24 protein-coding genes are annotated in these 24,547 nt (G+C 52.6%); 9 read left to right on the forward strand and 15 right to left on the reverse strand.

What is annotated here, in order from left to right:
- The first annotated feature begins 80 nt into the window (after positions 1-80).
- From kduD to tcyP, 3 genes are all read left to right on the forward strand, one after another.
- Positions 81-842 (forward strand): 2-dehydro-3-deoxy-D-gluconate 5-dehydrogenase KduD, encoded by a 762-nt coding sequence (kduD, locus tag QNN86_RS07165; RefSeq protein ID WP_096757261.1) that lies wholly within the window; start codon positions 81-83, stop codon positions 840-842.
- 95 nt (positions 843-937) lie between these two features.
- Positions 938-1,525 (forward strand): metal-dependent hydrolase, encoded by a 588-nt coding sequence (locus QNN86_RS07170; RefSeq protein ID WP_096757262.1) that lies wholly within the window; start codon positions 938-940, stop codon positions 1,523-1,525.
- 135 nt (positions 1,526-1,660) lie between these two features.
- Positions 1,661-3,052: a cystine/sulfocysteine:cation symporter gene (tcyP, locus tag QNN86_RS07175; RefSeq protein ID WP_096757263.1), complete on the forward strand. Its 1,392-nt coding sequence runs from the start codon at positions 1,661-1,663 to the stop codon at positions 3,050-3,052.
- Positions 3,053-3,116: 64 nt separating this feature from the next.
- On the opposite strand, the gene cedA is transcribed toward tcyP, so the two are convergent.
- Positions 3,117-3,380, reverse strand: coding sequence for a cell division activator CedA (gene cedA, locus QNN86_RS07180; protein WP_414210843.1), 264 nt, complete (start codon positions 3,378-3,380; stop codon positions 3,117-3,119).
- Between the two features lie 191 nt (positions 3,381-3,571).
- On the opposite strand from cedA, the gene katE reads away from it, so the two are divergent.
- Positions 3,572-5,830, forward strand: coding sequence for a catalase HPII (gene katE / locus QNN86_RS07185; RefSeq protein WP_414210844.1), 2,259 nt, complete (start codon positions 3,572-3,574; stop codon positions 5,828-5,830).
- 36 nt (positions 5,831-5,866) lie between these two features.
- On the opposite strand, the gene chbG is transcribed toward katE, so the two are convergent.
- The 7 genes from chbG to osmE all read right to left on the reverse strand — a co-directional run bounded on the left by chbG (position 5,867) and on the right by osmE (position 11,776).
- A complete protein-coding gene (gene chbG / locus QNN86_RS07190) occupies positions 5,867-6,625 on the reverse strand; it encodes a chitin disaccharide deacetylase (protein WP_181619277.1) in 759 nt (252 codons plus the stop codon).
- Positions 6,626-6,637: 12 nt separating this feature from the next.
- A complete protein-coding gene (locus QNN86_RS07195; RefSeq protein ID WP_414210845.1) occupies positions 6,638-7,993 on the reverse strand; it encodes a 6-phospho-beta-glucosidase in 1,356 nt (451 codons plus the stop codon).
- A gap of 123 nt (positions 7,994-8,116) precedes the next feature.
- Complete coding sequence (chbR, locus tag QNN86_RS07200; protein WP_117342988.1) at positions 8,117-8,959, reverse strand: transcriptional regulator ChbR; 843 nt, start codon at positions 8,957-8,959, stop codon at positions 8,117-8,119.
- A 10-nt stretch (positions 8,960-8,969) separates the two neighbouring features.
- Complete coding sequence (chbA, locus tag QNN86_RS07205; RefSeq protein ID WP_096757270.1) at positions 8,970-9,317, reverse strand: PTS N,N'-diacetylchitobiose transporter subunit IIA; 348 nt, start codon at positions 9,315-9,317, stop codon at positions 8,970-8,972.
- 54 nt (positions 9,318-9,371) lie between these two features.
- The gene (gene chbC / locus QNN86_RS07210) at positions 9,372-10,730 is read right to left on the reverse strand and encodes a PTS N,N'-diacetylchitobiose transporter subunit IIC (protein ID WP_414210847.1); all 1,359 of its coding nucleotides are present in this window, start codon (positions 10,728-10,730) and stop codon (positions 9,372-9,374) included.
- 85 nt (positions 10,731-10,815) lie between these two features.
- A complete protein-coding gene (gene chbB, locus QNN86_RS07215) occupies positions 10,816-11,136 on the reverse strand; it encodes a PTS N,N'-diacetylchitobiose transporter subunit IIB (protein WP_003832547.1) in 321 nt (106 codons plus the stop codon).
- A 298-nt stretch (positions 11,137-11,434) separates the two neighbouring features.
- Positions 11,435-11,776 carry an osmotically-inducible lipoprotein OsmE gene (osmE, locus tag QNN86_RS07220; RefSeq protein WP_096757272.1) on the reverse strand — a complete coding sequence of 114 codons (342 nt, stop codon included), beginning with the start codon at positions 11,774-11,776 and terminating at the stop codon, positions 11,435-11,437.
- Positions 11,777-12,109: 333 nt separating this feature from the next.
- On the opposite strand from osmE, the gene nadE reads away from it, so the two are divergent.
- A complete protein-coding gene (nadE, locus tag QNN86_RS07225) occupies positions 12,110-12,940 on the forward strand; it encodes an ammonia-dependent NAD(+) synthetase (protein WP_414210848.1) in 831 nt (276 codons plus the stop codon).
- Between the two features lie 131 nt (positions 12,941-13,071).
- A complete protein-coding gene (gene cho, locus QNN86_RS07230) occupies positions 13,072-13,959 on the forward strand; it encodes an excinuclease Cho (protein ID WP_414210849.1) in 888 nt (295 codons plus the stop codon).
- On the opposite strand, the gene ves is transcribed toward cho, so the two are convergent.
- From ves to QNN86_RS07265, 7 genes are all read right to left on the reverse strand, one after another.
- Positions 13,919-14,494, reverse strand: a complete 576-nt coding sequence (ves, locus tag QNN86_RS07235) for an environmental stress-induced protein Ves (protein ID WP_182270847.1) — start codon at positions 14,492-14,494, stop codon at positions 13,919-13,921. The genes cho and ves overlap by 41 nt on opposite strands.
- A gap of 342 nt (positions 14,495-14,836) precedes the next feature.
- Entirely contained in the window at positions 14,837-15,322 is a 486-nt protein-coding gene (gene spy / locus QNN86_RS07240) for an ATP-independent periplasmic protein-refolding chaperone Spy (RefSeq protein WP_096757276.1), read from the reverse strand.
- Between the two features lie 346 nt (positions 15,323-15,668).
- Positions 15,669-16,634: a succinylglutamate desuccinylase gene (gene astE / locus QNN86_RS07245; RefSeq protein WP_414210851.1), complete on the reverse strand. Its 966-nt coding sequence runs from the start codon at positions 16,632-16,634 to the stop codon at positions 15,669-15,671.
- A complete protein-coding gene (gene astB, locus QNN86_RS07250; RefSeq protein WP_414210852.1) occupies positions 16,627-17,970 on the reverse strand; it encodes an N-succinylarginine dihydrolase in 1,344 nt (447 codons plus the stop codon). The genes astE and astB overlap by 8 nt, the downstream gene beginning before the upstream one ends.
- Positions 17,967-19,445, reverse strand: coding sequence for a succinylglutamate-semialdehyde dehydrogenase (astD, locus tag QNN86_RS07255; RefSeq protein ID WP_414210853.1), 1,479 nt, complete (start codon positions 19,443-19,445; stop codon positions 17,967-17,969). The genes astB and astD overlap by 4 nt, the downstream gene beginning before the upstream one ends.
- Positions 19,442-20,476 carry an arginine N-succinyltransferase gene (gene astA, locus QNN86_RS07260; protein WP_117342983.1) on the reverse strand — a complete coding sequence of 345 codons (1,035 nt, stop codon included), beginning with the start codon at positions 20,474-20,476 and terminating at the stop codon, positions 19,442-19,444. The genes astD and astA overlap by 4 nt, the downstream gene beginning before the upstream one ends.
- Positions 20,473-21,693 (reverse strand): aspartate aminotransferase family protein, encoded by a 1,221-nt coding sequence (locus QNN86_RS07265; protein ID WP_414210854.1) that lies wholly within the window; start codon positions 21,691-21,693, stop codon positions 20,473-20,475. Before QNN86_RS07265 ends, astA begins: the two co-directional genes overlap by 4 nt.
- Positions 21,694-22,137: 444 nt before the next feature.
- Here QNN86_RS07265 and xthA point away from each other — a divergent pair, with 444 nt between their 5' ends.
- From xthA to QNN86_RS07280, 3 genes are all read left to right on the forward strand, one after another.
- Entirely contained in the window at positions 22,138-22,944 is an 807-nt protein-coding gene (gene xthA, locus QNN86_RS07270; protein WP_182269951.1) for an exodeoxyribonuclease III, read from the forward strand.
- Positions 22,945-23,179: 235 nt separating this feature from the next.
- The gene (locus tag QNN86_RS07275) at positions 23,180-23,824 is read left to right on the forward strand and encodes a TVP38/TMEM64 family protein (protein ID WP_279276939.1); all 645 of its coding nucleotides are present in this window, start codon (positions 23,180-23,182) and stop codon (positions 23,822-23,824) included.
- A complete protein-coding gene (locus QNN86_RS07280) occupies positions 23,821-24,528 on the forward strand; it encodes a TVP38/TMEM64 family protein (RefSeq protein WP_182269952.1) in 708 nt (235 codons plus the stop codon). The genes QNN86_RS07275 and QNN86_RS07280 overlap by 4 nt, the downstream gene beginning before the upstream one ends.
- Positions 24,529-24,547 lie beyond the last annotated feature (19 nt).

Genomic DNA, 24,547 nt, shown 5'->3' on the forward strand with positions numbered 1-24,547 from the left:
TTTTCATTGTATTTCCTGCCAGCCTCTCCTATTCTTTCACTCACAGCATGCGTTAAAACCATTTAATAGCCGGGGTGAATATGATTTTGGATGCTTTTCGTCTTGAAGGTAAAGTAGCAATCGTCACCGGATGTGATACCGGGCTTGGGCAAGGTATGGCGGTCGCGCTGGCAGAAGCCGGCTGCGACGTGGTCGGCGTCAATCGTAAAATTCCTGTGCAAACCGCTGAGAAAATCCATGCACTCGGGCGACGCTTTCTGACTATCCAGGCCGACCTCAGCCAGCAGGACTCGCTGAACGATATCGTGACGCAAACAGTCTCCACATTTGGTCGGATCGATATTCTGGTCAATAACGCGGGAACCATTCGCCGTGAGGACGCCCTGAACTTTAGTGAGCAAGACTGGGATGATGTGATGAACCTGAATCTCAAATCCGTATTCTTTTTGTCACAGGCCGTCGCCAGACAATTCCTGACCCAGGGTCAGGGCGGAAAAATCATCAACATTGCGTCAATGCTCTCCTTCCAGGGCGGTATCCGCGTACCTTCCTACACCGCTTCAAAAAGCGGCGTGCTGGGCATAACCCGCCTGCTGGCCAATGAATGGGCCGCACAGGGTATTAACGTCAATGCCATTGCGCCGGGCTACATGGCGACCAACAATACGCAGCAACTGCGGGACGATGCCGACCGTAATCAGGAGATTGTCGACCGTATTCCGGCCGGACGCTGGGGAACGCCTGACGACCTGAAAGGCCCGGCGGTATTCCTTGCCAGCCGCGCCTCTGACTACATTAATGGTTATACATTGGCCGTCGACGGTGGCTGGCTGGCACGTTAATCGCCTATTTGTGACAAAGGGTTACAACGTCACCTCTTTCGCCTACTGTATAAAACCCCTATACTGTATGAATTGACAGTTTATTGGGTTTTATCATGACGGCGGAAGGCCACCTTCTTTTCTCTATTGCCTGTGCGGTATTTGCCAAGAATGCCGAACTGACGCCCGTTCTCGCGCAGGGTGACTGGTGGCATATTGTTCCTTCAGCTATCTTGACCTGCCTGCTGCCCGATATCGATCATCCCAAATCGTTGCTGGGGCAGCGTCTGAAGTGGGTCTCAAAGCCCATAGCCCGGGCATTTGGTCATCGCGGGTTTACGCATAGCCTGCTGGCGGTGTTTGCCTTGCTGGCGACGTTCTATTTGAAAGTACCCGAGACCTGGATAATCCCGGCGGATGCGTTACAGGGGATGGTGCTCGGCTACCTTAGTCATATTCTGGCCGATATGCTGACCCCAGCCGGCGTTCCTTTGCTGTGGCCCTGCCGCTGGCGCTTTCGTCTGCCGATCCTCGTACCGCAAAAAGGCAACCAGCTGGAGCGTTTTTTATGCATGGCGCTGTTTGCCTGGGCTATCTGGATGCCACAAACTTTGCCTGAAAACAGTGCAGTACGCTGGTCATCGCAAATGATTAATACGCTACAAATGCAGTTTAATCGTTTTATAAAACACCAGGCTGATTAAGAAATCGGCCAAAATGTCATTTTTGGCATAAACAATTCCATTTGAATATAAGAGGCAAGTCACAGTTCTGCTAATCTTGCGCCAACAGAATCACTGTAGTTCGGTGATACATAAAAAAAGATCAGGAGAACGGGGATGAACTTTCCATTAATCGCGAACATTATCGTGTTCGTTGTACTGCTGTTCGTGCTGGCGCAAGCCCGTCACAAACAGTGGAGTCTGGCCAAAAAAGTACTGGTTGGTCTGGTTATGGGCGTGGTATTTGGCCTTGCCCTGCATACGATTTACGGCTCAGACAGCCAGGTACTGAAAGATTCTGTACAGTGGTTCAACATTGTCGGCAACGGCTATGTTCAACTTCTGCAAATGATCGTCATGCCGCTGGTATTTGCCTCTATCCTCAGCGCCGTTGCGCGTCTGCACAACGCCTCTCAGCTGGGGAAAATCAGCTTCCTGACCATCGGGACGCTGCTGTTTACAACACTTATCGCCGCGTTAGTTGGGGTACTGGTCACTAACCTGTTCGGCCTGACGGCGGATGGACTGGTACAGGGTGGTGCTGAAACCGCTCGTCTGAACGCCATCGAAACCAACTACGTGGGTAAAGTTGCCGACCTGAGCGTTCCGCAGCTGGTGCTGTCGTTTATCCCGAAAAACCCGTTTGCCGATCTCACTGGCGCTAACCCAACCTCCATTATCAGCGTTGTTATCTTCGCCGCATTCCTTGGTGTCGCGGCCCTGAAACTGCTGAAAGATGATGCCCCGAAAGGCGAACGCGTATTAACCGCTATTGATACCCTGCAGAGCTGGGTGATGAAGCTGGTTCGTCTGGTGATGCAGCTGACGCCGTACGGTGTTCTGGCGTTGATGACCAAAGTGGTTGCCGGCTCCAACCTGCAGGACATTATTAAGCTGGGCAGCTTCGTGGTGGCTTCGTACCTCGGTCTGGGCATCATGTTCGTGGTACACGGTATTCTGCTGGGTATTAACGGCGTGAGCCCGCTGAAGTACTTCCGTAAAGTCTGGCCGGTACTGACGTTTGCCTTCACCAGCCGCTCCAGCGCTGCGTCTATTCCGCTGAATGTGGAAGCGCAAACCCGTCGTCTGGGTGTGCCTGAGTCGATTGCCAGCTTTGCCGCCTCTTTTGGCGCCACGATTGGTCAAAACGGTTGTGCGGGGCTGTACCCGGCAATGCTGGCGGTAATGGTTGCGCCGACCGTGGGGATTAACCCACTGGATCCAATGTGGATTGCCACGCTGGTGGGCATTGTTACCGTTAGCTCCGCTGGTGTAGCGGGTGTGGGTGGTGGTGCAACGTTTGCTGCACTGATCGTACTGCCGGCGATGGGCCTGCCGGTTACGCTGGTCGCTCTACTGATCTCCGTAGAACCGCTGATCGATATGGGGCGTACTGCGTTGAACGTCAGCGGCTCCATGACCGCCGGTACGCTCACCAGCCAGTGGCTGAAGCAAACCGACAAAACGATTCTGGACAGTGACGATAACGCCGAACTGGCGCACCGTTAAACCGGTTTCCTGAAACATAAAAAGCCGCCGGAATATCATACTCCGGCGGCTTTTTTGTATCCCATTAATCGCTCAGCTCGTTTTCCTGACGGACCTGGTTTGCCCAGCGTTGCGCCGACTCCGGAACCGTAAACGCAGGCGAACGTTGAAACGCCTCCCCCATTAAGACAAAAGCGACATATTTTCCGCGCAGTATCCATACGTCACGAAACGCATCCATTTTTATCGCATGCTCTGGTGGCGCGGGCTCCACACGCGGAACGTAGCTGATAACCTTGCGATTTTGTTGGCGAAGAGGTTTCATAATCAGTTGCTTCACTAAAGACAAATTCTAAAAATCAGAAAAACGCTATCTTAGCCGATTTTGCGCCCTGACGTCCTGCCTTGCGTGCGCTGTTTGCCTTGTTCATTACAGTATTCCCCTTCAACGGATCCCGGTTCACCTGGATGCGTGGTCTATAGTTAATGTTTTTGACAGCAACAACGACCCTTTCAGCAATGAAAACAGGAGACGAGTTCATGTCGCAGAATGACAAGCATCCACTCAATTACCCGGCACCGGTTCATGATGCCAGCGAATCCAGACCAGGGCTCGATTCCCTGGCCCCCGCAGACGGCTCGCACAAACCCGACGCCAAACCCACACCGCCGGGCATGCAGCCCACTGCCCCTGGTAGTGCAAAGGCCCCCGACACCGTTAATGACAAACTCAACTCACAGGAGCCTTTTCGTAAAGGCAGTGAAGATTTTGCCCTGACCACCAATCAGGGTGTCCGCATTGCAGACGATCAAAACTCATTACGCGCCGGAAACCGTGGGCCGACGCTGCTCGAGGATTTTATCCTGCGTGAGAAGATTACCCATTTTGATCATGAACGCATTCCGGAACGAATCGTTCATGCCCGTGGCTCCGCCGCGCATGGTTACTTTCAGTCCTATGCCGATTTAAGTGCCGTCACCAAAGCCGACTTCCTGTGCGAGGCAAATAAGATAACCCCGATTTTTGTGCGCTTCTCCACCGTCCAGGGCGGCGCCGGTTCAGCAGACACAGTCCGGGATATTCGCGGATTTGCCACAAAGTTTTATACCGAAGAGGGGATATTTGACCTGGTAGGAAATAATACACCGGTGTTTTTTATCCAGGACGCCCATAAATTCCCGGACTTCGTCCACGCGGTTAAACCGGAGCCGCACTGGGCTATTCCACAGGGACAAAGCGCGCATGATACCTTCTGGGATTACGTCTCTTTACAGCCAGAAACACTGCATAACGTGATGTGGGCCATGTCAGACCGTGGGATCCCTCGCAGCTATCGCACGATGGAAGGCTTTGGCATCCACACGTTTCGACTGATTAACGCGCAGGGCAAAGCCACCTTTGTACGTTTCCACTGGAAACCCCTGGCAGGCAAAGCCTCTCTGGTGTGGGATGAAGCGCAAAAACTTACCGGTCGAGACCCTGACTTCCACCGTCGCGATCTGTGGGAGGCCATCGAAGCCGGTGATTACCCGGAATATGAGTTGGGACTGCAACTGATTGCGGAAGAGGACGAGTTTACATTCGATTTTGATCTGCTCGACCCAACAAAGTTGATCCCAGAGGAATTGGTTCCGGTTCAGCGCGTCGGAAAAATGGTGCTTAACCGTAACCCGGATAATTTCTTTGCCGAAAACGAGCAGGTCGCGTTCCATCCAGGTCACATCGTCCCCGGCATTGATTTCACCAACGATCCGCTGCTACAAGGCAGACTGTTTTCGTATACCGATACGCAGATCAGCCGTCTGGGCGGACCTAACTTCCATGAAATTCCGATTAATCGTCCAACCTGTCCGTATCACAATTTCCAGCGCGACGGCATGCATCGCATGGATATTGATACCAACCCGGCCAACTATGAACCGAACTCAATCAATGATAACTGGCCACGCGAAACGCCACCAGGCCCTAAACGTGGGGGATTTGAATCGTATCAGGAACGTATTGAAGGCAGTAAGATCCGTGAAAGAAGCCCCTCTTTCGGCGAATACTATGCGCACCCTCGCCTGTTCTGGCGCAGTCAAACACCTATTGAGCAGCAGCATATTGTTGGCGGATTCAGTTTTGAACTGAGCAAAGTCACCCGCCCGTATATCCGCGAGAGAGTGGTTGAACAACTGGCGCATATTGATACCACCCTTGCACAATCTGTTGCCGACAACCTCGGTTTTGAACTGACCGATGAACAGCAGAAAATCGCCCCGCCTGCGGACGTCAACGGGTTAACTGAAGCCCCATCACTCAGTTTGTACGCAGGGGCACAAGGCGATATCAAAGGCCGGATAGTGGCCATTTTGCTGAATGACGAGGTCAAATCGGCAGATATGCTCACCATCATGCAAGCCCTCCAGTCCCGCGGTGTGCATGCAAAATTGCTCTATTCGCGGATGGGGAACGTGGTTGCCGACGATGGCTCGGTGCTGAACATCGCCGGTACCTTTGCCGGTTCGCCATCACTGACCGTGGATGCGGTCATTGTGCCTTGCGGCAATATTGCGGATATCGACATGCGCGGCGATACCCGTTACTACTTACTGGAAGCATACAAACATTTGAAACCCATTGCGCTGGCAGGCGATGCGCGTCAGTTGAAAGCCGTGCTGAAGGTTAGCAATCAGGGTGAAGAAGGGATTGTAGAAGCGGACAGCGCAGATGCGCAGTTTATGGATACCTTGCTGGCGCTTATGACTGCGCACCGCGTCTGGTCTCGCAGCGGAAAAGTCGATGCCATTCCGGCCTAAAAAAAGCGGCGCATTGACGCGCCGCAAACTCAGGAATTACACGTTCAGAAAACTGCCGAGACGATAACCGCGCTCCGCAATAGCATATTTCAATACCGGAGACGTCAGCACATCAAGTTCAGTTAAGCGGGGGTAACAGTAGGCGCTTTGTCTAATGATATTATCGACAAAGGCCGGGTGACACATCACTTCCAGCGAGGACTCGCCCCTGTCTGCAGAGGCGTCTAGCACCTGCAAAAACAGTTCTTCAGAAATCGCCTCGCCGTAAAACTCGCTGCTAAACCCCTGCGACGTGCGCAACGTACCCGGTAAGTCGGAGTCTTCGAACACCGTTTGACGATCGATGCGTAACGCAATACCGTGCTGGGCCGCAAAATTGGCCACTACAGGGAAAATCTGCGGGAACATATGCACATGGTGATGGCTATCCAGATGCGTCGGCTCCCGGCCGAACAGGTCGATGAAACGCTGATACTGTACGGCCAGCTCGTGCGAAATTTCATCCAGCGGCAAGGTGTCCTCCTCGGCCATCTGCCAGATCCATTTCCCCAGCAGTCCGTCGCGGGTCAGCCCTGGCATTGCCGTCAGCGGTTTCCCCAGCGTCAGCACAAAGTGCATGCCAACAGCCAGTTCAGGAAGCTCACGACTCAACTGCACCGCATGCTCAATGGCCTCGCCGTTGACCAGCGCCGTTGTCGAGGTGACAACACCATGGCGACAAGCGTCAATAATGCCGTAGTTTTGCCCTTTGCTCAGGCCAAAATCATCCGCATTCACAATCAGTACGCGTTCCATAGCCGACCTCTATCAGTGTTGTTCGCTTTTGAGCATCTCGATGCACCCGGCAAAGTTTGGTAGCCATTTTTCATGGGCAAGGATCAGTTCCCGCGCCAGAATTTCGGCATCACGGTCAGAATGCACCAGTGGGCTCAGATTTAACGCCAGCAGCACATCATTAAATTCACCGCTCAGCGCCGCATTACTCGCCGCCACCTCAAAACCTTTAATGGTATAGATAAGGCCAAGCACTTTCTCATCAAAATGCGTGATCCGTGGATGCGGGGTCGCACCATTGCGCCCCAGCGTACAGGTCATCTCAACCGCCCAGTCCGCAGGAATGTTGTCTACATGACCATGGTGAGGAATGTTGACATAGTGCTCGGTCTGCTTGTCGTTGTAGATGGCGTTGATCACCTCACACGCCGCATCGGAGTAATACGCCCCACCGCGCTGCTCAAGCTCCTTCGGTTTCACATTCAGTTCAGGATTTTTATACAGCTCAAAAAGTTGTTTCTCCACTTTTTGCACAACCTGCGCGCGTGCACCGCCCTTATAGTATTCACCCATTTCAATCGCCAGCATCTCTTTTGGCTTGAAGTAGTAAAGCAAATACGAGCACGGCAGCAGTTTCAGCGAGCGAATCAATCCTTCGCTAAACGGCAGGTCGAAAATGTTCTTCACGGTGGACGCTTTTAACTGCCCCGAGGCCACGCCGTCGAGCAGTTCGTCAAAACGTGACTCGCCGTTGACCAGCACATCTTTAATAAACACCATATGGTTCAGGCCAAACAGATCGATAGATAAATCATCGCTCTCTTTTAACGCCAACACGTCGGTAATAAACATTTTCATGCCGATCGGAATATTGCATACCCCGATGAATTTCTTAAAATTCGTATGGCGATAGACGGCTTCAGTGACCATTCCGGCCGGGTTAGTAAAGTTAATCACCCACGCATTTGGGCACAGTTCTTCGACATCTTTCACGATGTCAAAAATAACCGGAATAGTCCGCAAACCTTTAAACAGGCCGCCCGCGCCGTTTGTCTCCTGGCCCAGGTAACCGTGGCTCAGCGGGATTCGCTCGTCCTGCTCACGGGCTTTAAGTTGTCCAACGCGCAGCTGCGTGGTCACAAAGTCAGCGTCTTTCAGCGCTTCGCGACGATCCAGTGTTTTATACAGCTTCATCGGCACGCCAGCTTTGTCGATCATGCGTTGGCACAGGTCGAAAATAATATCCAGCTTCTCTTTACCGCCGTCGACATCAACCAACCACAATTCAGACACCGGTAACTCATGATAACGCTTAATAAAGCCTTCAAGTAATTCAGGGGTGTAGCTGCTCCCGCCACCGATAGTGACGACTTTTAATTTCTGGCTCATACTTTCTCCCTTCAGTGTCAAAACACTGACGTGTATTATGCTCAACCCGTTTGTCAGATATAGCGTGGCTGTCCCGACGCTATTTTGGGCAAGCTATAAAAATGGGTTATTGGCAAATAATAGCTACTGATTAAACTCAGTTAACTTCTTCCGGTAGCTATTGGGCGTAAACGACGTCAGCTTTTTAAACGTTTTAATAAACAGGCTTGGGCTGCTGTAACCAGACTCATAAGCAATATCCGTGACCGAATAGTTGGTCATTTCCAGCTGTTTTTTAGCAAAGTTAATGCGGATTTCATTAATAATCTGCATCGGTGTTTTACTGTAATAACGCTGGGTGGCACGAGTCAGATATTCCTGAGATTTTGCCGACAGCTGGACCATGTTTTCCAGCGCATTCTCGCTAAACTGACGTTTGTCGTGCATCGTTTCCACGGTCGCTCTCAGCCATTGTGGAATGTCATCCAACACTTGTTCTTCACGGTGATGCCGGAGTCGATTAATAATGTAGAAGGTGACCACTTCGACAAATTCATCCAGCCCGCTCTCGCGAAAGTTCAGTGATGCAATGACTGTTTCGATATAGGTGAGAAAGGAGTTATTCGCCCGATACACCTGCGATGCAACAAAACAAAACGGCAATAAAGGATGATAGTGCTGTTCAAAAAAACGCTTACTGATACCGACGTTAAGGATCCGCGTGGCGCCGAAATCATAGAAACTTTGGTGATGCGATCCCAGGGGGATAAAAACAAAGTCACCACGTTCCAGCAGCACACGTTTACCGTTGATTTCCTGATAATAGCGACCGGTTAATACCAGCGTAAATTCATAGTAATCGTGCTGATGCAGTCCACTGATACTTTCAGTTTTGTTATAGATAAACACATGGAAATTTTTGCCATTAAACAACTGCTGCTCGTAAACGGTTTTGATTTCCGGTGCGTTAATCTGTAATTGCATCATGCACTCCTCGCTATTTCAGCTTCTCGTGAAGCTCAATCAGTTCCGTCACCAGCTCGCGTGCCAGCATCGACGTCATCAGGTGATCCTGTGCGTGAACCAGAACCAGGCTCACTTTCATTTTACCTTCGCCCTGATCGCCTTCAATCAGTTTCGTTTGTACGAGGTGCGCTTCGTTCAGCGCCATACGAGACTGTTCCATCATTGCCTTCGCCGCCTCAAAATCGCCCTGTTTGGCCATCTTGAGTGCGCCATAGGCCAGGCTACGCGCCTGCCCCGAATTGATGATAAGCCCCATCACCACTTCTTCAAGCTCTTCAGCTTCTGACGATGTATCCACGATATTTTCGATATCCAACATACTCTTTTCCTCTGGTTCAGTCCGGCATGACCGAGAGGCCATGCCGGATTAAATTTAGAATTTCAATGCGTTAGCGATATCTTCTTCGCTTTCTTCTTTATCAATAACGTTCTGCGCTTTGTTGGCGACGACGACGAATGGCAGATACACCAGCGTGGCGACCCCAAGGTTGAACAGTGCCACCAGCAGAGCCGCAACGCTACCGTTGGTGTTAAAGAACGCGCCTAACCCGGTTGGCATCGTCCACGGCGCAATATTGGTAATCGGTGGAATAATGCCAGTGTAGTAGGCTGCCAGCATAATCGCGGCCAGAATCGGTTGAACCAGAATGAACGGGATGAACATAACCGGGTTCATGATAATTGGCAGACCGAACAGAATCGGTTCGTTAATCTGGAAGATACCTGACGGCAGGGCCAGTTTCGCCACCTGACGATAATCCGGACGACGAGATGCCAGGAAGATAGCAATAATCAGACCCAGGGTTGCGCCGCTACCGCCGAGGAAGATGTAGGAATCCAGCATCGGTTTTGCCCAGACGTGGAACGTCTTACCGGCTTCCAATGCTGCGTCTACGGAACCAAACTGTTGATAGATAGCGATGTTTTCCAGTGCCCAAGGCGTCATGATACCGCTGTCCAGCGCGGTCAGCGCCAGTGAACCGTGAATACCAAAGAACCACAGCAGCGGAACAAAAATCACGTAAGCCCAGCCCACTACGCTGCCCAGCGACGCCAGCGGAGTCGAAATAGAATCCATGATGATCTGGTGGAAGTTGGTGCCCCAGATTGCCAGTGCCCAGCCAATGATCCCCATAATGGAGAGAATGATAAAGCCGGGAATCAACGCAGAGAATGAACGCGAGACCGATGCCGGAACGCTGTCGGGTAATTTAATGACCCAATTACGACGCACGACAAAAGTGAACATTTCCGCGACCGCAAGACCGATAATAATACCGGAAATAATGTTCGCCCCGCCCAACCAGTTGGCGCCAACGGCATAGGCTTCACCCACGCTATAAGGCGTGACGGTCATAAAGGCTGCGACGGAGAGCAAACCGGCGGCCAGGGAGTCAACTTTGCGCTCGTCCGCCATCGCCATGCCGATAAAGAATGGCGCCATCAGCGACATAATACCCAGCGTACCGTTATAAACGTTCCCACCGATACCTTTTAAGCTATTGAGATTCTCAATAGTCGAAGCATCAAGTCGGATACCCATTGAATAAAAAAACGACCCCTCCCCAAAGCTCAGGAAAACGTTATTGATTAATACAAACATGGCCCCTGCGAGGGTTAACGGCATTAAACGAATAAAACCGTTTTTGATTGCATTAACGTGTGGCTGCTTTCCAATTTTTACAGCAAAAGGAAGGAGTACCTTTTCAAGTGAAGCAATAGCGTTACTCATAGAAAAATACCCTTAAATACCGCAATATAATATTGCGGTGAATGTTAATGAAATAACTCTTTGACGGGAAATTTAAAAAATATAATTAATTTGCTGCGGCTTTTTTAATTGCTGCAACTGCAGCCTTAAGCACGCCTAAACCATCGACTTTGCCATATAACAGCGAGTCAATCACTTCTACAGGCTTGTTAGGTAACAAACGCTGAATTTCGGGTAACATATAAGCAATTTGCGGGCCTAATAACACGACGTCAGCAACAGGACCTTTTTCCCCAGCCAGCGTTTCAGGGAATGCTTCAATAATAACCGGTACTTCGTATTTTTCAGCCTGCGCACGCATCTTTGAAACTAACAAGGAAGTCGACATGCCCGCAGAACAAAACAGATAAATGTGTTTCTTTTCCATAAAAACGATCCTCATATGCGATTATCTGTCATCCAGACACTCCGCAAGCCATAACCTGCATCCATGCTCTGGGTAACTTGCGTCAGCTAAATTACTTTTTTAGGTGGCTGAAATGAGTATACGGGATTGCACCAGAGGATGGTATTTCCTTGACCAACTAAATTGTCTCTCATTGACCTGGCGTTATGACACCCCTCACATTTCAGGCAAATAATTCGCGACATTAAATAAGATCGTACGGCACAAAAAAACCGGCGCAATGGCCGGTTCCGTTGAGTGCTCAGGCATTAAGCAGTGGTTATTGCTTCGCCGCCTGCGGATCGGTGTCGTACTCGGCACAGGTCTGATAACCAGAATTAACCACGTGTCCCGTATCATCCAAAGCTACAAAATAGGTCTCTGCTTTACCATCTCGTTGACCCAGGATGTAGGTCTGACACGTCCCGCGAGCATGCACCATTGTCACTTCAGAAGACGGCTTGCCGGCAATCTGCGCAACCTGCGCCCGGCTCATCCCTTTCTTCACATCTTTCACCACGGGCTGAACAAATTGGTCTTTTGTACGATCGTAGGCCGTACACCCCGCCAGCATAGTCAATACCGCCGCTGCACCCAGAATTCCTGTTAGATTCTTGTTCATTTTCTCGTCCTCTTGTTTTTCAGCGTGTTATATAAGCCTGGAGCACAACAACACATTTTTCAAGCTTACAGATGAGTCTCACACCATTTCGGAAAAATCTATACCCTAAATAATTCGAGTTGCAGGAAGGTGGCAAGGGAGCGAATCCCCAGGAGCTTACTAAAGTAAGTGACTGGGGAGAACGAGTGCAGCCGACGCACATGCAACTTGAAGTATGACGGGTATATTAAAACAAAATACTGCGATATCAGGCTGCATCCCTTGTCGTTTGGACGTCAACGCGTTAGCTTTAACCGATCATATTTTTGTCATTTTTTTTTTCGGAGGGGTTAGATGACTCTGCAGCAAGAGATAATCCAGGCACTTGGCGCACAGCCGCACATTAATGCAGAAGAGGAAATTCGCCGTAGCGTAGATTTTCTGAAATCCTATCTGAAAACTTACCCTTTCCTGAAATCACTGGTATTAGGGATTAGCGGCGGTCAGGATTCAACGCTCGCCGGAAAGTTATGCCAAATGGCCATTTCAGAGCTGCGCGACGAGACCGGGAACGACGCGCTGCAGTTTATTGCCGTGCGCCTCCCTTACGGTGTGCAGGCCGATGAACAGGACTGCCAGGACGCCATCACCTTCATTCAGCCGGATCGCGTGTTAACCGTCAATATCAAAGCTGCGGTGCTGGCCAGCGAACAGGCATTACGTGAAGCCGGTATTGAGCTGAGCGATTTTGTGCGCGGTAATGAAAAAGCCCGTGAACGTATGAAGGCACAGTACAGCATCGCCGGAATGACCAGCGGCGTAGTGGTTGGCACCGATCACGCTGCGGAAGCGATTACCGGCTTTTTCACCAAATATGGCGATGGCGGCACCGACATTAACCCACTATTCCGCCTCAACAAGCGTCAGGGGAAACAGCTGCTGTCCGCGCTAGGCTGTCCGGAGCACTTATATAAGAAAGCGCCTACCGCCGACCTCGAAGACGATCGCCCTTCTCTGCCCGATGAAGCCGCCTTAGGCGTAACGTACGACAACATTGATGATTATCTGGAAGGCAAAATTCTGGATGATACTATCGCGAAGAAAATTGAAGGCTGGTATTTAAAGACGGAACACAAACGTCGCACGCCCATTACGGTGTTTGACGATTTCTGGAAAAAAGCGTAATCCACCTTCTTGCATAACGCCGGACAGCAACAAAGCTTCGTATGTCCGGCGTCAACAACTTCACACATGTTGCTTTTTTAATCAACAATCGCCTGCTATACTGGATGAATAACCAGCATCCGGAGTAAACAGTGGTACGCCGCCAATCAGCCCCTCGTATTACCTTTGAAGCAGCTGCAATTTATGAGTACCCCGAGCAACTGCGCCCCTTTTTACAAGCGCTTCCGGCCACGCCCGGTGTTTATCTGTTTCACGGCGAAAGTGACACCATGCCGCTTTATATCGGTAAAAGCATCAATGTTCGCAGCCGGGTGATGGCGCATCTACGCAACGCAGACGAAGCGGCCATGCTACATCAATCCCGACGTATTACCTGGATTTGCACGGCGGGTGAAATGGGTGCCCTGTTGCTGGAGGCACGACTAATTAAAGAGCAACAACCTTTATTCAATAAGCGCCTGCGCCGCACTCGCCAACTCTGTGCTCTGCAATTAACCGATCAACGCGTCCAGGTTATCTACGCGCGCGATGTGGATTTTTCACATACCCCGAATCTGTTTGGCCTGTTTGCACACCGGCGCGCGGCGCTGCAGGCATTACAGACGGTCGCCGACGAGCACCAGCTTTGCTACGGTTTGTTGGGACTGGAGCCGCTAAGTCGCGGTCGCGCCTGCTTTCGCTCAGCGCTTAAACGTTGCGCCGGAGCCTGCTGTGGGAAAGAAAGTCCCGAGGCGCATCATCTGCGTCTGATGACGGCACTGGAAAGATTGCGTGTGCTCTGCTGGCCATGGAGCAATGCGATTGCGCTAAAAGAAAGCTGCGCAGAAATGACCCAATATCACATTATCAATAACTGGCTATGGCTGGGCGCGGTTTCATCGCTGGATGAAGCCGCTTCGCTGGCACGAATGCCCGCCGGCTTCGATCATGATGGTTACAAAATTCTCTGCCGGCCGGTAATGTCCGGTCACTATGACATTATTGAACTGGATCCGGCGAATGCCCCGGCATCCAGTTAATCTCACTAAAAAGCAGCTTCCCTTCCGCTTTTAACAATCGCAGCGTGTGCTTGCCGTCGTGCCAGCATGCGCCCTGGTCCGCCGTCAGTAACTTATCGCCCAACTGCCAGGCACCGCTTAACACAAACACCACACCACCGCGCGAACCAAAGGTAGTAAACGTTCGATCCGCAACCCTGACTTTGGCCTGGCAGACATCACGACGGGTCATAATATTGAAGTCCATCGACATCTGACCTTCTGTCAGTTTGGCTTTGACGACCCGATCGCCCGCAAAGGTGAACGGTTGATGCTGTTTCAGGGTATGGCTGAAGGGATTGGCACCTTCCAGAGTCACTTCGCCTCCTTCCAGCAGGGTAATCACTCGCTCTACGCCCGGGAAAAGAGAAAACTCACCGTTAGCGGCAATGGACGCGATACTTGCACGCCAGTGAAAATCGCGGGTCGCTGGCGGAAAACAACAAATCTCTCGCGTTTCACCCGCACCATTGCGCCAAAGATTGACCGGCATTTTGCGGATATCAAAGTATTCCATCATCCCTCCAGAAAGGCGCGGTACGTCAGCGTGACGCTCCCTGGCCGCCATAAGTTCACTCTGCACATTTATTGTTATCGGCAGCAGAGTTGATTTGCCTTAGCGAGGATGCAGACGTTTGAAGAAAAAAGATTAACGCGCTGATCCAGGTAGAATTTTCGCAGGCTTCAGGAGAATAGCGTGTCGGTTGCAGGGTGCAATAGGCTGGAAAGAAAAAACCGCCGATCCTGCCCACCTCGTTAAACGTGTTGTGGACAAGACCGGCGGTCTTGAGTTTTGATTCGCGCCGTCCTGAGCAACGCCCAGACACAACGCGAATAATGTAGTGTAGACGCTAATCGGTTACTCAGCAGCCTCTGGCATTTTACCTTTCTGCGCCGCGCGTTCTGTCAGACGCTTCTCAAAATTGGCATTAAACTGTTTTTTCTGTTCCGGCGTCAGGATGTTGTAAATCTTGTTCTGGGTTTCCATATGCGCCAGCATATTAGCTTTGCGCTGTTCTTCCATCTTCGCAATCTGCGCTTCAGCTTTCGCTTTGTCGAAGCTGTCGCTGGCGATGATATCGTGCATTGCACGGCGTTCTTCCAGCGGCGGACGTTTCATCTGATCGCGCTGGCCTTTCATAATGTCGCGGATCTGCTGTTTCTGCGCATCAGTCAGGTTCAGATCTTTAAACATCATGTCGTGGTGCGGGCCAAACTTGCCGTTATGGTGCATCATCGGTTTGGCATCAGCCGGAGCGGTAGTTGTGGTATCAGCGGCGTGTGCCAGATTTGCAGCGCCCAGCGCCAGAGTAGAGGCAACAAACAGAGCAGTCAGTTTACGCATAATTTCTATCCTTCCTTTCAGTTATTCTGACGACATTCTTACGATGCTTATCTCATCGGATGTCGTGTTGACGAGATTAACTTTACCGGTAGAAGCGTCAATTAATCAGAGCAACGGTAAAACAATGAAAGTATAAAAAACAAACTTTCACCAATTATGAAGAAAAAAAGAATAAATTGCGCAGAGTTGAAATAAAATATTACAACAGGATGATTTTGAAAGGATTATGGAGAACTATACCTGAAGCCTGATTATTAATAAAGCAACTTACCAGGAATAATCCGTAATAATGAAAGCGCACACAAAAAAATACCCCCCGGAGATAAACCCGAGGGAAAGATATTGATTATAACCTTTCCAGCATCAGCCCCGCGCGTAAACCACGGGCCACATTTGGGTTGGGAAACAGCACATATTCAACATCATGAGTAACAACAAAACGCGCATCGCCGTCCTGCGCCAGCAATGTGCCCTCGTTAAAAGGGGTAAAATTCAGCGTCTGATTGTCCATATGAAGAATAAAATCGTCGCTGTGTCGCGTGATTTGCGACACCACGCGATAGCGCAGCGGCGTGGTTTGCGTTGATGATGCACGCTCACCCTGCAACAAAGCCGCCAACGCCTCCGCCGTGTGAGCAAACTGCGTCAAATCGTTTTGCCCGAACGCCAGAGCCTTACCCAGCTCCAGCGTACAGGCCAGCGCACCGAAATGCTCGCCACTGAAATGGGTAAATGTCCCGCCCGGTGTCTGATGGAAAACCAGCGCCTCCAGTCCCGCATCCCCCAGCCACGATAGAAACCCTTCGTCCCAGGGCACGTTGCGCTGCGGCAGTACGCCAAAGCGCAGATGATGCGAACCGCGAATGGCGGTGTGCAGATCCAGATGCCAGCGCACGGGCTCCCGGCCTCGCGAATAAAAATCTTCCAGGCACAGCTCAAGTTCGCGGGCGCGCCGCGTTTCACCGCTCTCGACAAATATCTGCCAGCGCCCGCCAAACATACGGTTCATGTCGCTATGGCAATAGCGCTTCCCCTCCGCCAGCGCCTGCGGATTGCCCAGAATCACCAGCAACCGCCATGTCAGCGTCAACTCGCCACGAAAAAGCGCGGACAGCAGCGCATCCAGCATCTCAACCGGTGCCGTTTCATTGCCATGAATACCTGCAGAGATCACCAGCGAACGATCAACCTCGGCGACCGGCGTCAGCTCCAGCATCCCGTGCCCTGTCCACCGCCAGCTAAAACTATGAGCCTCACCGTGGGTGATATCCGGCGAGGTTCCCGCGAGGGTCAGGGCCAGAAAGTTATCCATAGTGTGCACGCTCCTGCTGGAAAGGATACACCGAGCCGAGCTTGAGCAGTTGCGTCAGTGAATCCAGCGCTTCACGCCCTTCACGTAACAACTGGGGGTCAGCAAGATCTGCGGCGGTAAGCCGGTCCCGGTAGTAACGATCGACCCAGTTATTGAGCGTATTGAACAACGTGTCGTTCATCATTACCGCCGGATTCACCGCCTGCAGTTCCTGTGACGTTAACACCACTCTCAGTCGCAGGCATGCCGGACCGCCGCCGTTGGACATACTTTCACGCAGATCGAATACCCGCAAGTCATCGAGCGGATTATCCGCGTCCAGTAGACCGTTCAGATAGCGCCACACGCCCGCGTGCTCCCGACACTCCTGTGGTAAAACCAGCATCATTGAGCCATCATCACGGCTCAACAACTGGCTGTTAAACAGATACGTTGCCACCGCATCCGCCACCGACACCTCGGCAGCAGGCACTTCCAGCGCCATAAACCCATCAACCTGAGCGCGTAGCTGGCTCAACAGCGCCTGCTGTCGGACAAATGCCTGTTCATGGCAAAACAGCACCTGGCGATTCGATACCGCGATAACGTCGTTATGGAACACGCCACTATCGATAACGTCCGGGTTTTGCTGGGCAAAGATAAGTTGATGCGGATTAACCTGGTTCAGCCGCGCCACTGCTTCGCTGGCCTCACGCGATTGTCTGGCCGGGTAGCGCCTCGGCTGTGACACATTCCCCTCCTCGCGACCGTAAACAAACAGCTGCACACCAGGTGCACCGTAATCTCCGCCAAGGCGATTGTGGTTGGCCGCCCCTTCATCGCCCAGCAGAGCCACCTGAGGTAGCGCGCTGTGGACCGCAAAAGCATGCTCATCACGGAATATCGCCCGTAATAACGCTTCGGTAGTCGGCGCTTCCAGTGAACGGTGGAATTTGTTGTTCAGGTTCGCCACCGTCAGATGCACTTTCCCATCCAGTGAATCGGCCGAAGGACAGACCGTGGCCGCATTCGCCACCCACATCGGCGAGGCCGAGCTGGCGCTGGAAAGCCAGTGTGGCGCCTGACGCGCCACCTTTTCCAGGATCTGCTCATCGCTACCGCTGAAGCCGAGCTGACGCAGAACCGGAATATACGGACGTTCATGCGGCGGGATCACCGCCTGAGGAAACCCGGCATCTGCCAGCGCTTTCATCTTTAATAAGCCCTGCTTCGCCGCCAGACGGGGATTCGACACCTGAAAACGGTGCCGGGTCGAGGCCTCATTGCCAAACGACAGCCCCGCATAATGGTGGGTCAGTCCCACCAGCCCGTCGAAATTGACCTCACGCGCTTTCATCGCTTTTCTCCACGAGAAAAATCCAGACCTGGGCTCAGCGTCGTCGGCAACGTTAATGCCGGTGACTCCAGACTCGCCATTGGCCAGGCGCAGTAATCTGCGGCATACCACGCGCTGGCACGATGGTTTCCTGAAGCCCCCACTCCGCCAAACGGTGCCGTACTCGCCGCCCCGGTCAACGGTTTATTCCAGTTAACGATGCCCGCCCGCGCTTCCAGCAACAGCTGGTCAAACTGATTGCGATCCGGTGAGACCAGTCCGCATGACAGGCCAAATCGGGTGTGGTTCGCAAGGCTTATTGCCTCGTCGAAACTGTCATAACGCCAGACGCCGAGCAGTGGACCAAACACCTCTTCATCCGGCACATTGGCCACACCGGTGAGTTCGATAATGCCCGGTGCCAGCAGCGACGTGCCCGCTTTTACCCGTCGCGGCGCCAGCAGCGTACGGCCACCTAACGCCTCAAGACGCTGCCAGGCATCACAGACATGTTGCGCCGCCTGCTCAGATATCAGTCCGCCGATAAACGGTTGCGGCTCGTCATCCCACTTACCGGGCAGTAAACGCTGGCTGACCTCAACCAGGCGCGCCAGAAACGCATCGCCCTGCGCACCTTTTTTTACCAGCAGACGGCGGGCGCAGGTGCAACGCTGCCCGGCGGTGACAAACGCAGACTGAATAGTCAGATGCACGGCGGCATCAATATCTTCCGGATTCTCAATAATTAACGGGTTGTTGCCCCCCATCTCCAGCGCGAGGATTTTTTCCGGCTGACCGGAGAGCTGTCTGTGCAGTTGATAACCCGTATTGGCGCTACCGGTAAACAGCAAACCGTCGAGATCTTCCAGCGCGCTTAGCGCCTGCCCGGTTTCGCGCCCACCCTGCACCAGGTTTAGCACGCCCGCAGGGAGTCCCGCCTGCGCCCACAGTTTAGTCACCGCTTCACCGGTCCACGGCGTCAGTTCACTGGGTTTAAAAATCAGCGTATTGCCCGCCAGCAGCGCCGGAACGATATGACCGTTGGGGAGATGGCCGGGGAAGTTATACGGACCAAACACCGCCAGCACACCATGCGGACGATGGCGTAACGTCGCCGCGCCGTCGGGTAATTCGTTGTGTTGCTCCCCGGTGCGCGTGTGGTACGCCTTTACGGAAATGGCGATTTTATTGATCATCGCCGTCAGTTCGGTGGCCGCTTCCCAGCGTGGTTTTCCGGTTTCTCTGGCGATAATGGTCGTCAGCTCGGCTTTGTTGCTCTCCAGCAATGTGGCGAATTTTTCCACCACCGCCTGACGCGCGGCAAAGGGTTGCCTGGCCCAGCCCGCAAACGCCGCACGTGCCGCACGGCATGCCTGCGCCACCTGCATAGCATCTGCATCATGGCCTTGCCACAATACATCGCCGCCCACCGGATTAGTTTTAACCCGACGCTCGCCCTGGCCCGTTACCCAGTTGCCGTTTATCCATAAAGTCATACTGTTTTCTCCTCTGCACATAGACGAACGAAACGGACGTGGTCACCCGCATGGCACTTCAGGGCATCCAGCTGCGCTGCCGTCAGCACCAGCCTCTGGGTATGCGGATCGGCACGCACCAGCATGACGCGGAAGTTGTGGTAGTTTTCATTCGCCACCAGACAGGCCGGATACTCGCCCGGCGCAGGCTGGCCTTCTGCCACTTCCACCAACCGGCTTTTCCGAATCGCCCGCACCCGGTCGATATCGCATTCCAGCGTCGGCCCGCCGTCGAAAATGTCGACATAGTTGCGATAGCGGAAGCCCTCTTTCTCCAGCACCGCACGCGCCGGTGCCGTTTGCGGATGCACTTCGCCAATCACGCTTTGCGCTTCATCCGACAGGAAGTGGGTATAGATAGGATGCTTGGGCATCAATTCGGCAATAAAGGCTTTTTGCCCGGTGCCGCAAAGAAAATCGGCCCGGCTAAACTCCATCGAAAAGAAGCGTTTGCCGAGGCTCTGCCAGAACGGGGAGTAACCGTGTTCATCAATCACGCCACGCATCTCGGCCACCACTTTTTCATTAAACCGGTCGCGGAATGCCGCCATAAACATAAAGCGCGATTTCGACAGCAAATAGCCGTTGCCCTCTTTACGCCAGTCCGGATCAAGAAACAGGGTGCAAAGTTCGCTGCTGCCGGTGTGATCGTTACTGAGAAACAGCGTCGGCAGCGCGTTATAGACGTTCAACTCCTTCGAGGCATGGACCAGCGTCCCGACGCGATAGTTGTACCAGGGGTCGTTTAGCCCGACCGCCACTTCAATCGCGCAGATCCCGGCCACGGTACCGGTGGCACTGTCCTCGAGTACAAAAACGTAGCCCTGCTCACTTTTTGGCAGTTCGCCCTGCCAGGTTTGCAGTGAACGCTCAATACGCGCCATCAGCGTGGCTTCGTTAGCCGGAAGCGAGGTCAGCCCACCGCCGGTCTTACTGGCCAACTGCATCAACGCCGTAATATCGGCGCGTTCAATGGGACGGATCACCATCATGATGAACCTCCTGCTTTAATACGTTCGCAGGCCAGCGCAAAGCGATCCAGTCCGCTGGCAACCTCTTCTTCGCTAACGTTCAGCGCAGGTGCAAAACGCACCACGTTACCGCCAGCAATCAGCACCATCACGCCGACATTGGCCGCCTCTTGCGAGATAAGCTTCGCTTTACCGGCAAACTCCGCATTCAGCACACAGCCGATCAGCAGGCCCAGTCCACGAACCTCACTAAACAATCCAAAACGTTCGTTAATGGCGTTAATACGCTCCACAAACCAGTCGTGACGCTGTTTTACGCCAGTGAGGATTTCCGGCGTGTTAACGATCTCCAGCAGTTTTCCGGCAACCGCAGAAGCCAGCGGGTTTCCGCCGTAAGTGGTGCCGTGCGTACCCACCGTCATAACGCTTGCGCATGGTTCGGTCGCCAGCAGCGCCCCGATAGGGAACCCACCGCCCAGCGCTTTGGCCGTGGTCAGCAGATCCGGCGTCACGCCATAATGCATATAGGCATACAGCTCACCAGTACGTCCGACGCCGGTCTGCACTTCATCAAAAATCAGCAACGCATTGTGGCGATCGCAGAGTTCGCGCAGTCCCTGCAAAAAGGCCTTTGTCGCAGGCACCACGCCACCTTCGCCCTGAATCGGCTCAACAATAACCGCACAGGTCATGTCATCAATCAGCTGGCTGGCAGAGTCGAGATCGTTATACACCGCATGGCGGATATCCGGCGGCAATGGCGCAAAATCCTGCGAATAGGCCGGCTGGCCCCCGGCGCTGACGGTAAACAGCGTGCGACCGTGGAAGGCGTTTTTAAACGCGACGATGCCGCTTTTCTGCGTGCCGAAACGGTCGTGAGCATATTTACGCGCCAGTTTTAATGCCGCTTCGTTGGCTTCTGCGCCGGAGTTACAGAAGAAGACACGCTCGGCAAAGGTGGCATCAATCAGTTTTTTTGCCAGCCGCAGTACCGGCTCGTTAGTGTAGCCATTTCCGGTATGCCAGAATTTACCGGCCTGATCGTTTAATGCTTCGCGCAAAGCCGGGTGTGCGTGACCCAGCGCGTTAACCGCAATGCCTCCCGCGAAATCGATATACTCTTTGCCCTGCTGATCCCACAGTCGCGAGCCTTCACCGCGAACCGGCACAAAAGGAGCCGGGGCGTATACGGGCATCATCCATTCATCAAAATTTTCACGCGTAACTGACAGAGACATAGCGACCTCTACGGTAAATAAAAAGTTATTTATATGTTAATAAATATAGTGTTTGCGGTGTAAATGTAGAGTGCAGGGTTCGTGCCAGCCAGCAAAAAATATGCATAAACACGACAAGACAACGAAATATCAATAAGTTACGAACCATCAATATTCATCATATGTGCATATAAAGTGAATACGTTCGCCAGCGGGGTGAATAATTAGAGGAAAAAACGCAATTCTATTCAGTCGCCAAATATAATTCTGGAATTGTGATCGTATACGAAATTTTTCGGAAATTATTGCCCCATTCTGACGCGTATCGCGCCAAAACAGTGCAGTTTTTGCCCCATCGTTAACACCATTAGCAATCATTGTTGGAATCAGGTGACAAGAAGCAGTCAGCCCGCGGAAATTCTGCTACCATCCTTGCACTATTCATCTTGCAAAGTGGCAGCGACTATGAAATTTGTCTCTTTTAATATCAACGGCCTGCGTGCCCGTCCTCATCAACTGGCAGCCATTGTCGAAAAACACCAACCGGATGTGATCGGCTTGCAGGAGACAAAAGTCCACGATGACATGTTCCCTCTCGAAGAGGTCGCAAAGCTGGGTTACAACGTTTTCTATCACGGTCAAAAAGGCCATTACGGCGTCGCGCTGCTGACGAAAGAAACGCCCATTTCGGTGCGTCGTGGCTTCCCGAACGATGACGAAGAAGCTCAGCGCCGTATTATCATGGCCGAAATCCCGTCTCCACTGGGGAATATCACCGTGATTAACGGCTATTTTCCGCAAGGCGAAAGCCGTGACCACCCGCTGAAGTTCCCGGCCAAAGCCGCGTTTTATCAGAACCTGCAAAACTATCTGGAGACTGAACTGAAGCGCGACAATCCGGTGCTGATCATGGGGGATATGAATATCAGCCCGACCGATCTGGACATCGGCATTGGTGAAGAGAATCGCAAACGCTGGCTGCGTACCGGCAAGTGCTCCTTCCTGCCGGAAGAGCGTGAGTGGATGGAACGACTGATGGGATGGGGTCTGGTGGACACGTTCCGTCACGCGCATCCGGACACCGGTGACAAGTACTCGTGGTTTGATTACCGTTCAAAAGGCTTTGACGATAACCGTGGTCTGCGTATCGATCTGCTGCTGGCGAGCAACCCGCTGGCGGAGCGCTGCGAAGAAACCGGCATCGACTATGAGATCCGCAGTATGGAAAAACCGTCCGACCACGCGCCGGTATGGGCCAAATTCCGCGTCTGATCGCCTGAGCGTTGTCACTCTCCGGGCCTTGCCTGGAGAGTCGGTGCAGCCTGAGCAAAATCAAAAAAACCACGGTAATACATTGTTGCCAACGGGGATTTATTATATCTTCGCGCGCACTTTCGCTGGCGAAACGCGTTATTACCCTCGGTATTACAGGAGACCCCCATGAAAAAGAAGTTCGCATAAAGCAGAATACAGACTGCTGATCGTTGCGCTACTCCTCTGTGTCCTGGTGGGCGTTCTCCATTATTCTGGCCTGAGTGGCCTGATAACCCATTTCCACCTTTTACAAGATCTCATCCGCCAGAGCGGCATATACGGCTACGTGCTGTACATTCTGCTGTTTATCGTCGCTGCGCTGTGTCTGATACCCGGCAGCATGCTGGTGATCGTCGGCGGTATCCTGTTTGGCCCGCTGGTGGGGACGCTTGTATCGCTGTTTGCAGCCACCGTGGCCTCGGCGCTGTCGTTCTTACTTGCCCGCTGGCTGGGTCGCGATCTGCTGCTGAAATATGTCGGGCATACGGCCACCTTCCAGGCGATAGAAAAAGGCATTGCCCAAAGCGGTAGCGATTTTCTGATCCTCACCCGCCTGGTGCCGTTATTCCCGTACAACATTCAAAATTATGCCTACGGGCTGACCGCCATCCCATTCTGGTCATTCACCGTCATTTCTGCGCTCACCACCTTCCCCGGCCTGTTCATCTATACGCTCATGTCGCATGAACTCGTCAGCGACGGCATCACCCTGGCGTTTATGGTTAAACTCAGTATTGCTGGCATTATTTTATTTACCCTGGTACAGGCAGCCAAAGCCTGGGCCCGCGTGAAGCGTATTGATCCCTCTGTCCAACGTGAGTTAGCCGATAAAACATGAAGCTGAACAAAACGCACGTCATACGCTATTGCCGGGCCGGACTGGTTTTCCTGCTACTGCTGGCGCTGAGCGCCTGGGTATGGGTGCCCGGCGTCAGTGATTTTGTCAGTCACAGCCTGGCGGCATTCGCCACGGTTGACCAGCACGCCATTGAAAATCTCATTCGGTCATACGGTGCTCAGGCTGCGGTGGTATCGTTTTGCTTAATGATCTTACAAGCCATTATCGCCCCGCTCCCGGCGTTTGTGATCACCTTTGCCAATGCGTCATTGTTCGGCGCATTCTGGGGAGGCGTACTCTCCTGGACCAGCGCAATGGCTGGCGCGGCGCTATGCTTTTTCATCGCCCGTGTTTTTGGCCGTAGCACAGTGGAAAAGCTGACCGGAAAAACGGTGTTGAATAGCATGGACGCCTTTTTTGCACGCTACGGCAAACACACTATTCTGGTCTGTCGCCTGTTACCTTTCGTTCCCTTTGATCCGGTTAGTTACGCCGCCGGTCTGACATCGATCCGCTTTCGTCATTTTTTCCTCGCCACCGGCGTCGGTCAGCTACCCGCGACTCTTGTCTATTCCTGGGCCGGCAGCCTGTTAACCGGAGGAACATTCTGGTTCGTGACCGGGCTATTTGTATTATTTGCGCTGACTGTGGTTATCTCCGTGGCGAGAAGCATTTATCTTGAACGGCACAGAAAACACGTCTGAGGCCCCCCTTAACAACTGG

It is taken from the genome of Citrobacter sp. C348, from assembly GCF_047467975.1.
GTDB lineage: Bacteria > Pseudomonadota > Gammaproteobacteria > Enterobacterales > Enterobacteriaceae > Citrobacter > Citrobacter gillenii.

Bases quoted from the DNA above. Each gene is read 5' to 3' on its own strand.
- chbA (WP_096757270.1), bottom strand. From the start codon at position 9,317: ATGTTGGATATCGAAAATATCGTGGATACATCGTCAGAAGCTGAAGAG.
- astE (WP_414210851.1), bottom strand. From the start codon at position 16,634: ATGGATAACTTTCTGGCCCTGACCCTCGCGGGAACCTCGCCGGATATC.
- QNN86_RS07170 (WP_096757262.1), top strand. From the start codon at position 938: ATGACGGCGGAAGGCCACCTTCTTTTCTCTATTGCCTGTGCGGTATTT.
- tcyP (WP_096757263.1), top strand. From the start codon at position 1,661: ATGAACTTTCCATTAATCGCGAACATTATCGTGTTCGTTGTACTGCTG.
- kduD (WP_096757261.1), top strand. From the start codon at position 81: ATGATTTTGGATGCTTTTCGTCTTGAAGGTAAAGTAGCAATCGTCACC.
- QNN86_RS07280 (WP_182269952.1), top strand. From the start codon at position 23,821: ATGAAGCTGAACAAAACGCACGTCATACGCTATTGCCGGGCCGGACTG.
- astB (WP_414210852.1), bottom strand. From the start codon at position 17,970: ATGAAAGCGCGTGAGGTCAATTTCGACGGGCTGGTGGGACTGACCCAC.
- xthA (WP_182269951.1), top strand. From the start codon at position 22,138: ATGAAATTTGTCTCTTTTAATATCAACGGCCTGCGTGCCCGTCCTCAT.
- chbC (WP_414210847.1), bottom strand. From the start codon at position 10,730: ATGAGTAACGCTATTGCTTCACTTGAAAAGGTACTCCTTCCTTTTGCT.
- nadE (WP_414210848.1), top strand. From the start codon at position 12,110: ATGACTCTGCAGCAAGAGATAATCCAGGCACTTGGCGCACAGCCGCAC.
- chbB (WP_003832547.1), bottom strand. From the start codon at position 11,136: ATGGAAAAGAAACACATTTATCTGTTTTGTTCTGCGGGCATGTCGACT.
- chbG (WP_181619277.1), bottom strand. From the start codon at position 6,625: ATGGAACGCGTACTGATTGTGAATGCGGATGATTTTGGCCTGAGCAAA.
- katE (WP_414210844.1), top strand. From the start codon at position 3,572: ATGTCGCAGAATGACAAGCATCCACTCAATTACCCGGCACCGGTTCAT.
- QNN86_RS07195 (WP_414210845.1), bottom strand. From the start codon at position 7,993: ATGAGCCAGAAATTAAAAGTCGTCACTATCGGTGGCGGGAGCAGCTAC.
- spy (WP_096757276.1), bottom strand. From the start codon at position 15,322: ATGCGTAAACTGACTGCTCTGTTTGTTGCCTCTACTCTGGCGCTGGGC.
- astA (WP_117342983.1), bottom strand. From the start codon at position 20,476: ATGATGGTGATCCGTCCCATTGAACGCGCCGATATTACGGCGTTGATG.
- QNN86_RS07265 (WP_414210854.1), bottom strand. From the start codon at position 21,693: ATGTCTCTGTCAGTTACGCGTGAAAATTTTGATGAATGGATGATGCCC.
- astD (WP_414210853.1), bottom strand. From the start codon at position 19,445: ATGACTTTATGGATAAACGGCAACTGGGTAACGGGCCAGGGCGAGCGT.
- osmE (WP_096757272.1), bottom strand. From the start codon at position 11,776: ATGAACAAGAATCTAACAGGAATTCTGGGTGCAGCGGCGGTATTGACT.
- ves (WP_182270847.1), bottom strand. From the start codon at position 14,494: ATGGAATACTTTGATATCCGCAAAATGCCGGTCAATCTTTGGCGCAAT.
- chbR (WP_117342988.1), bottom strand. From the start codon at position 8,959: ATGATGCAATTACAGATTAACGCACCGGAAATCAAAACCGTTTACGAG.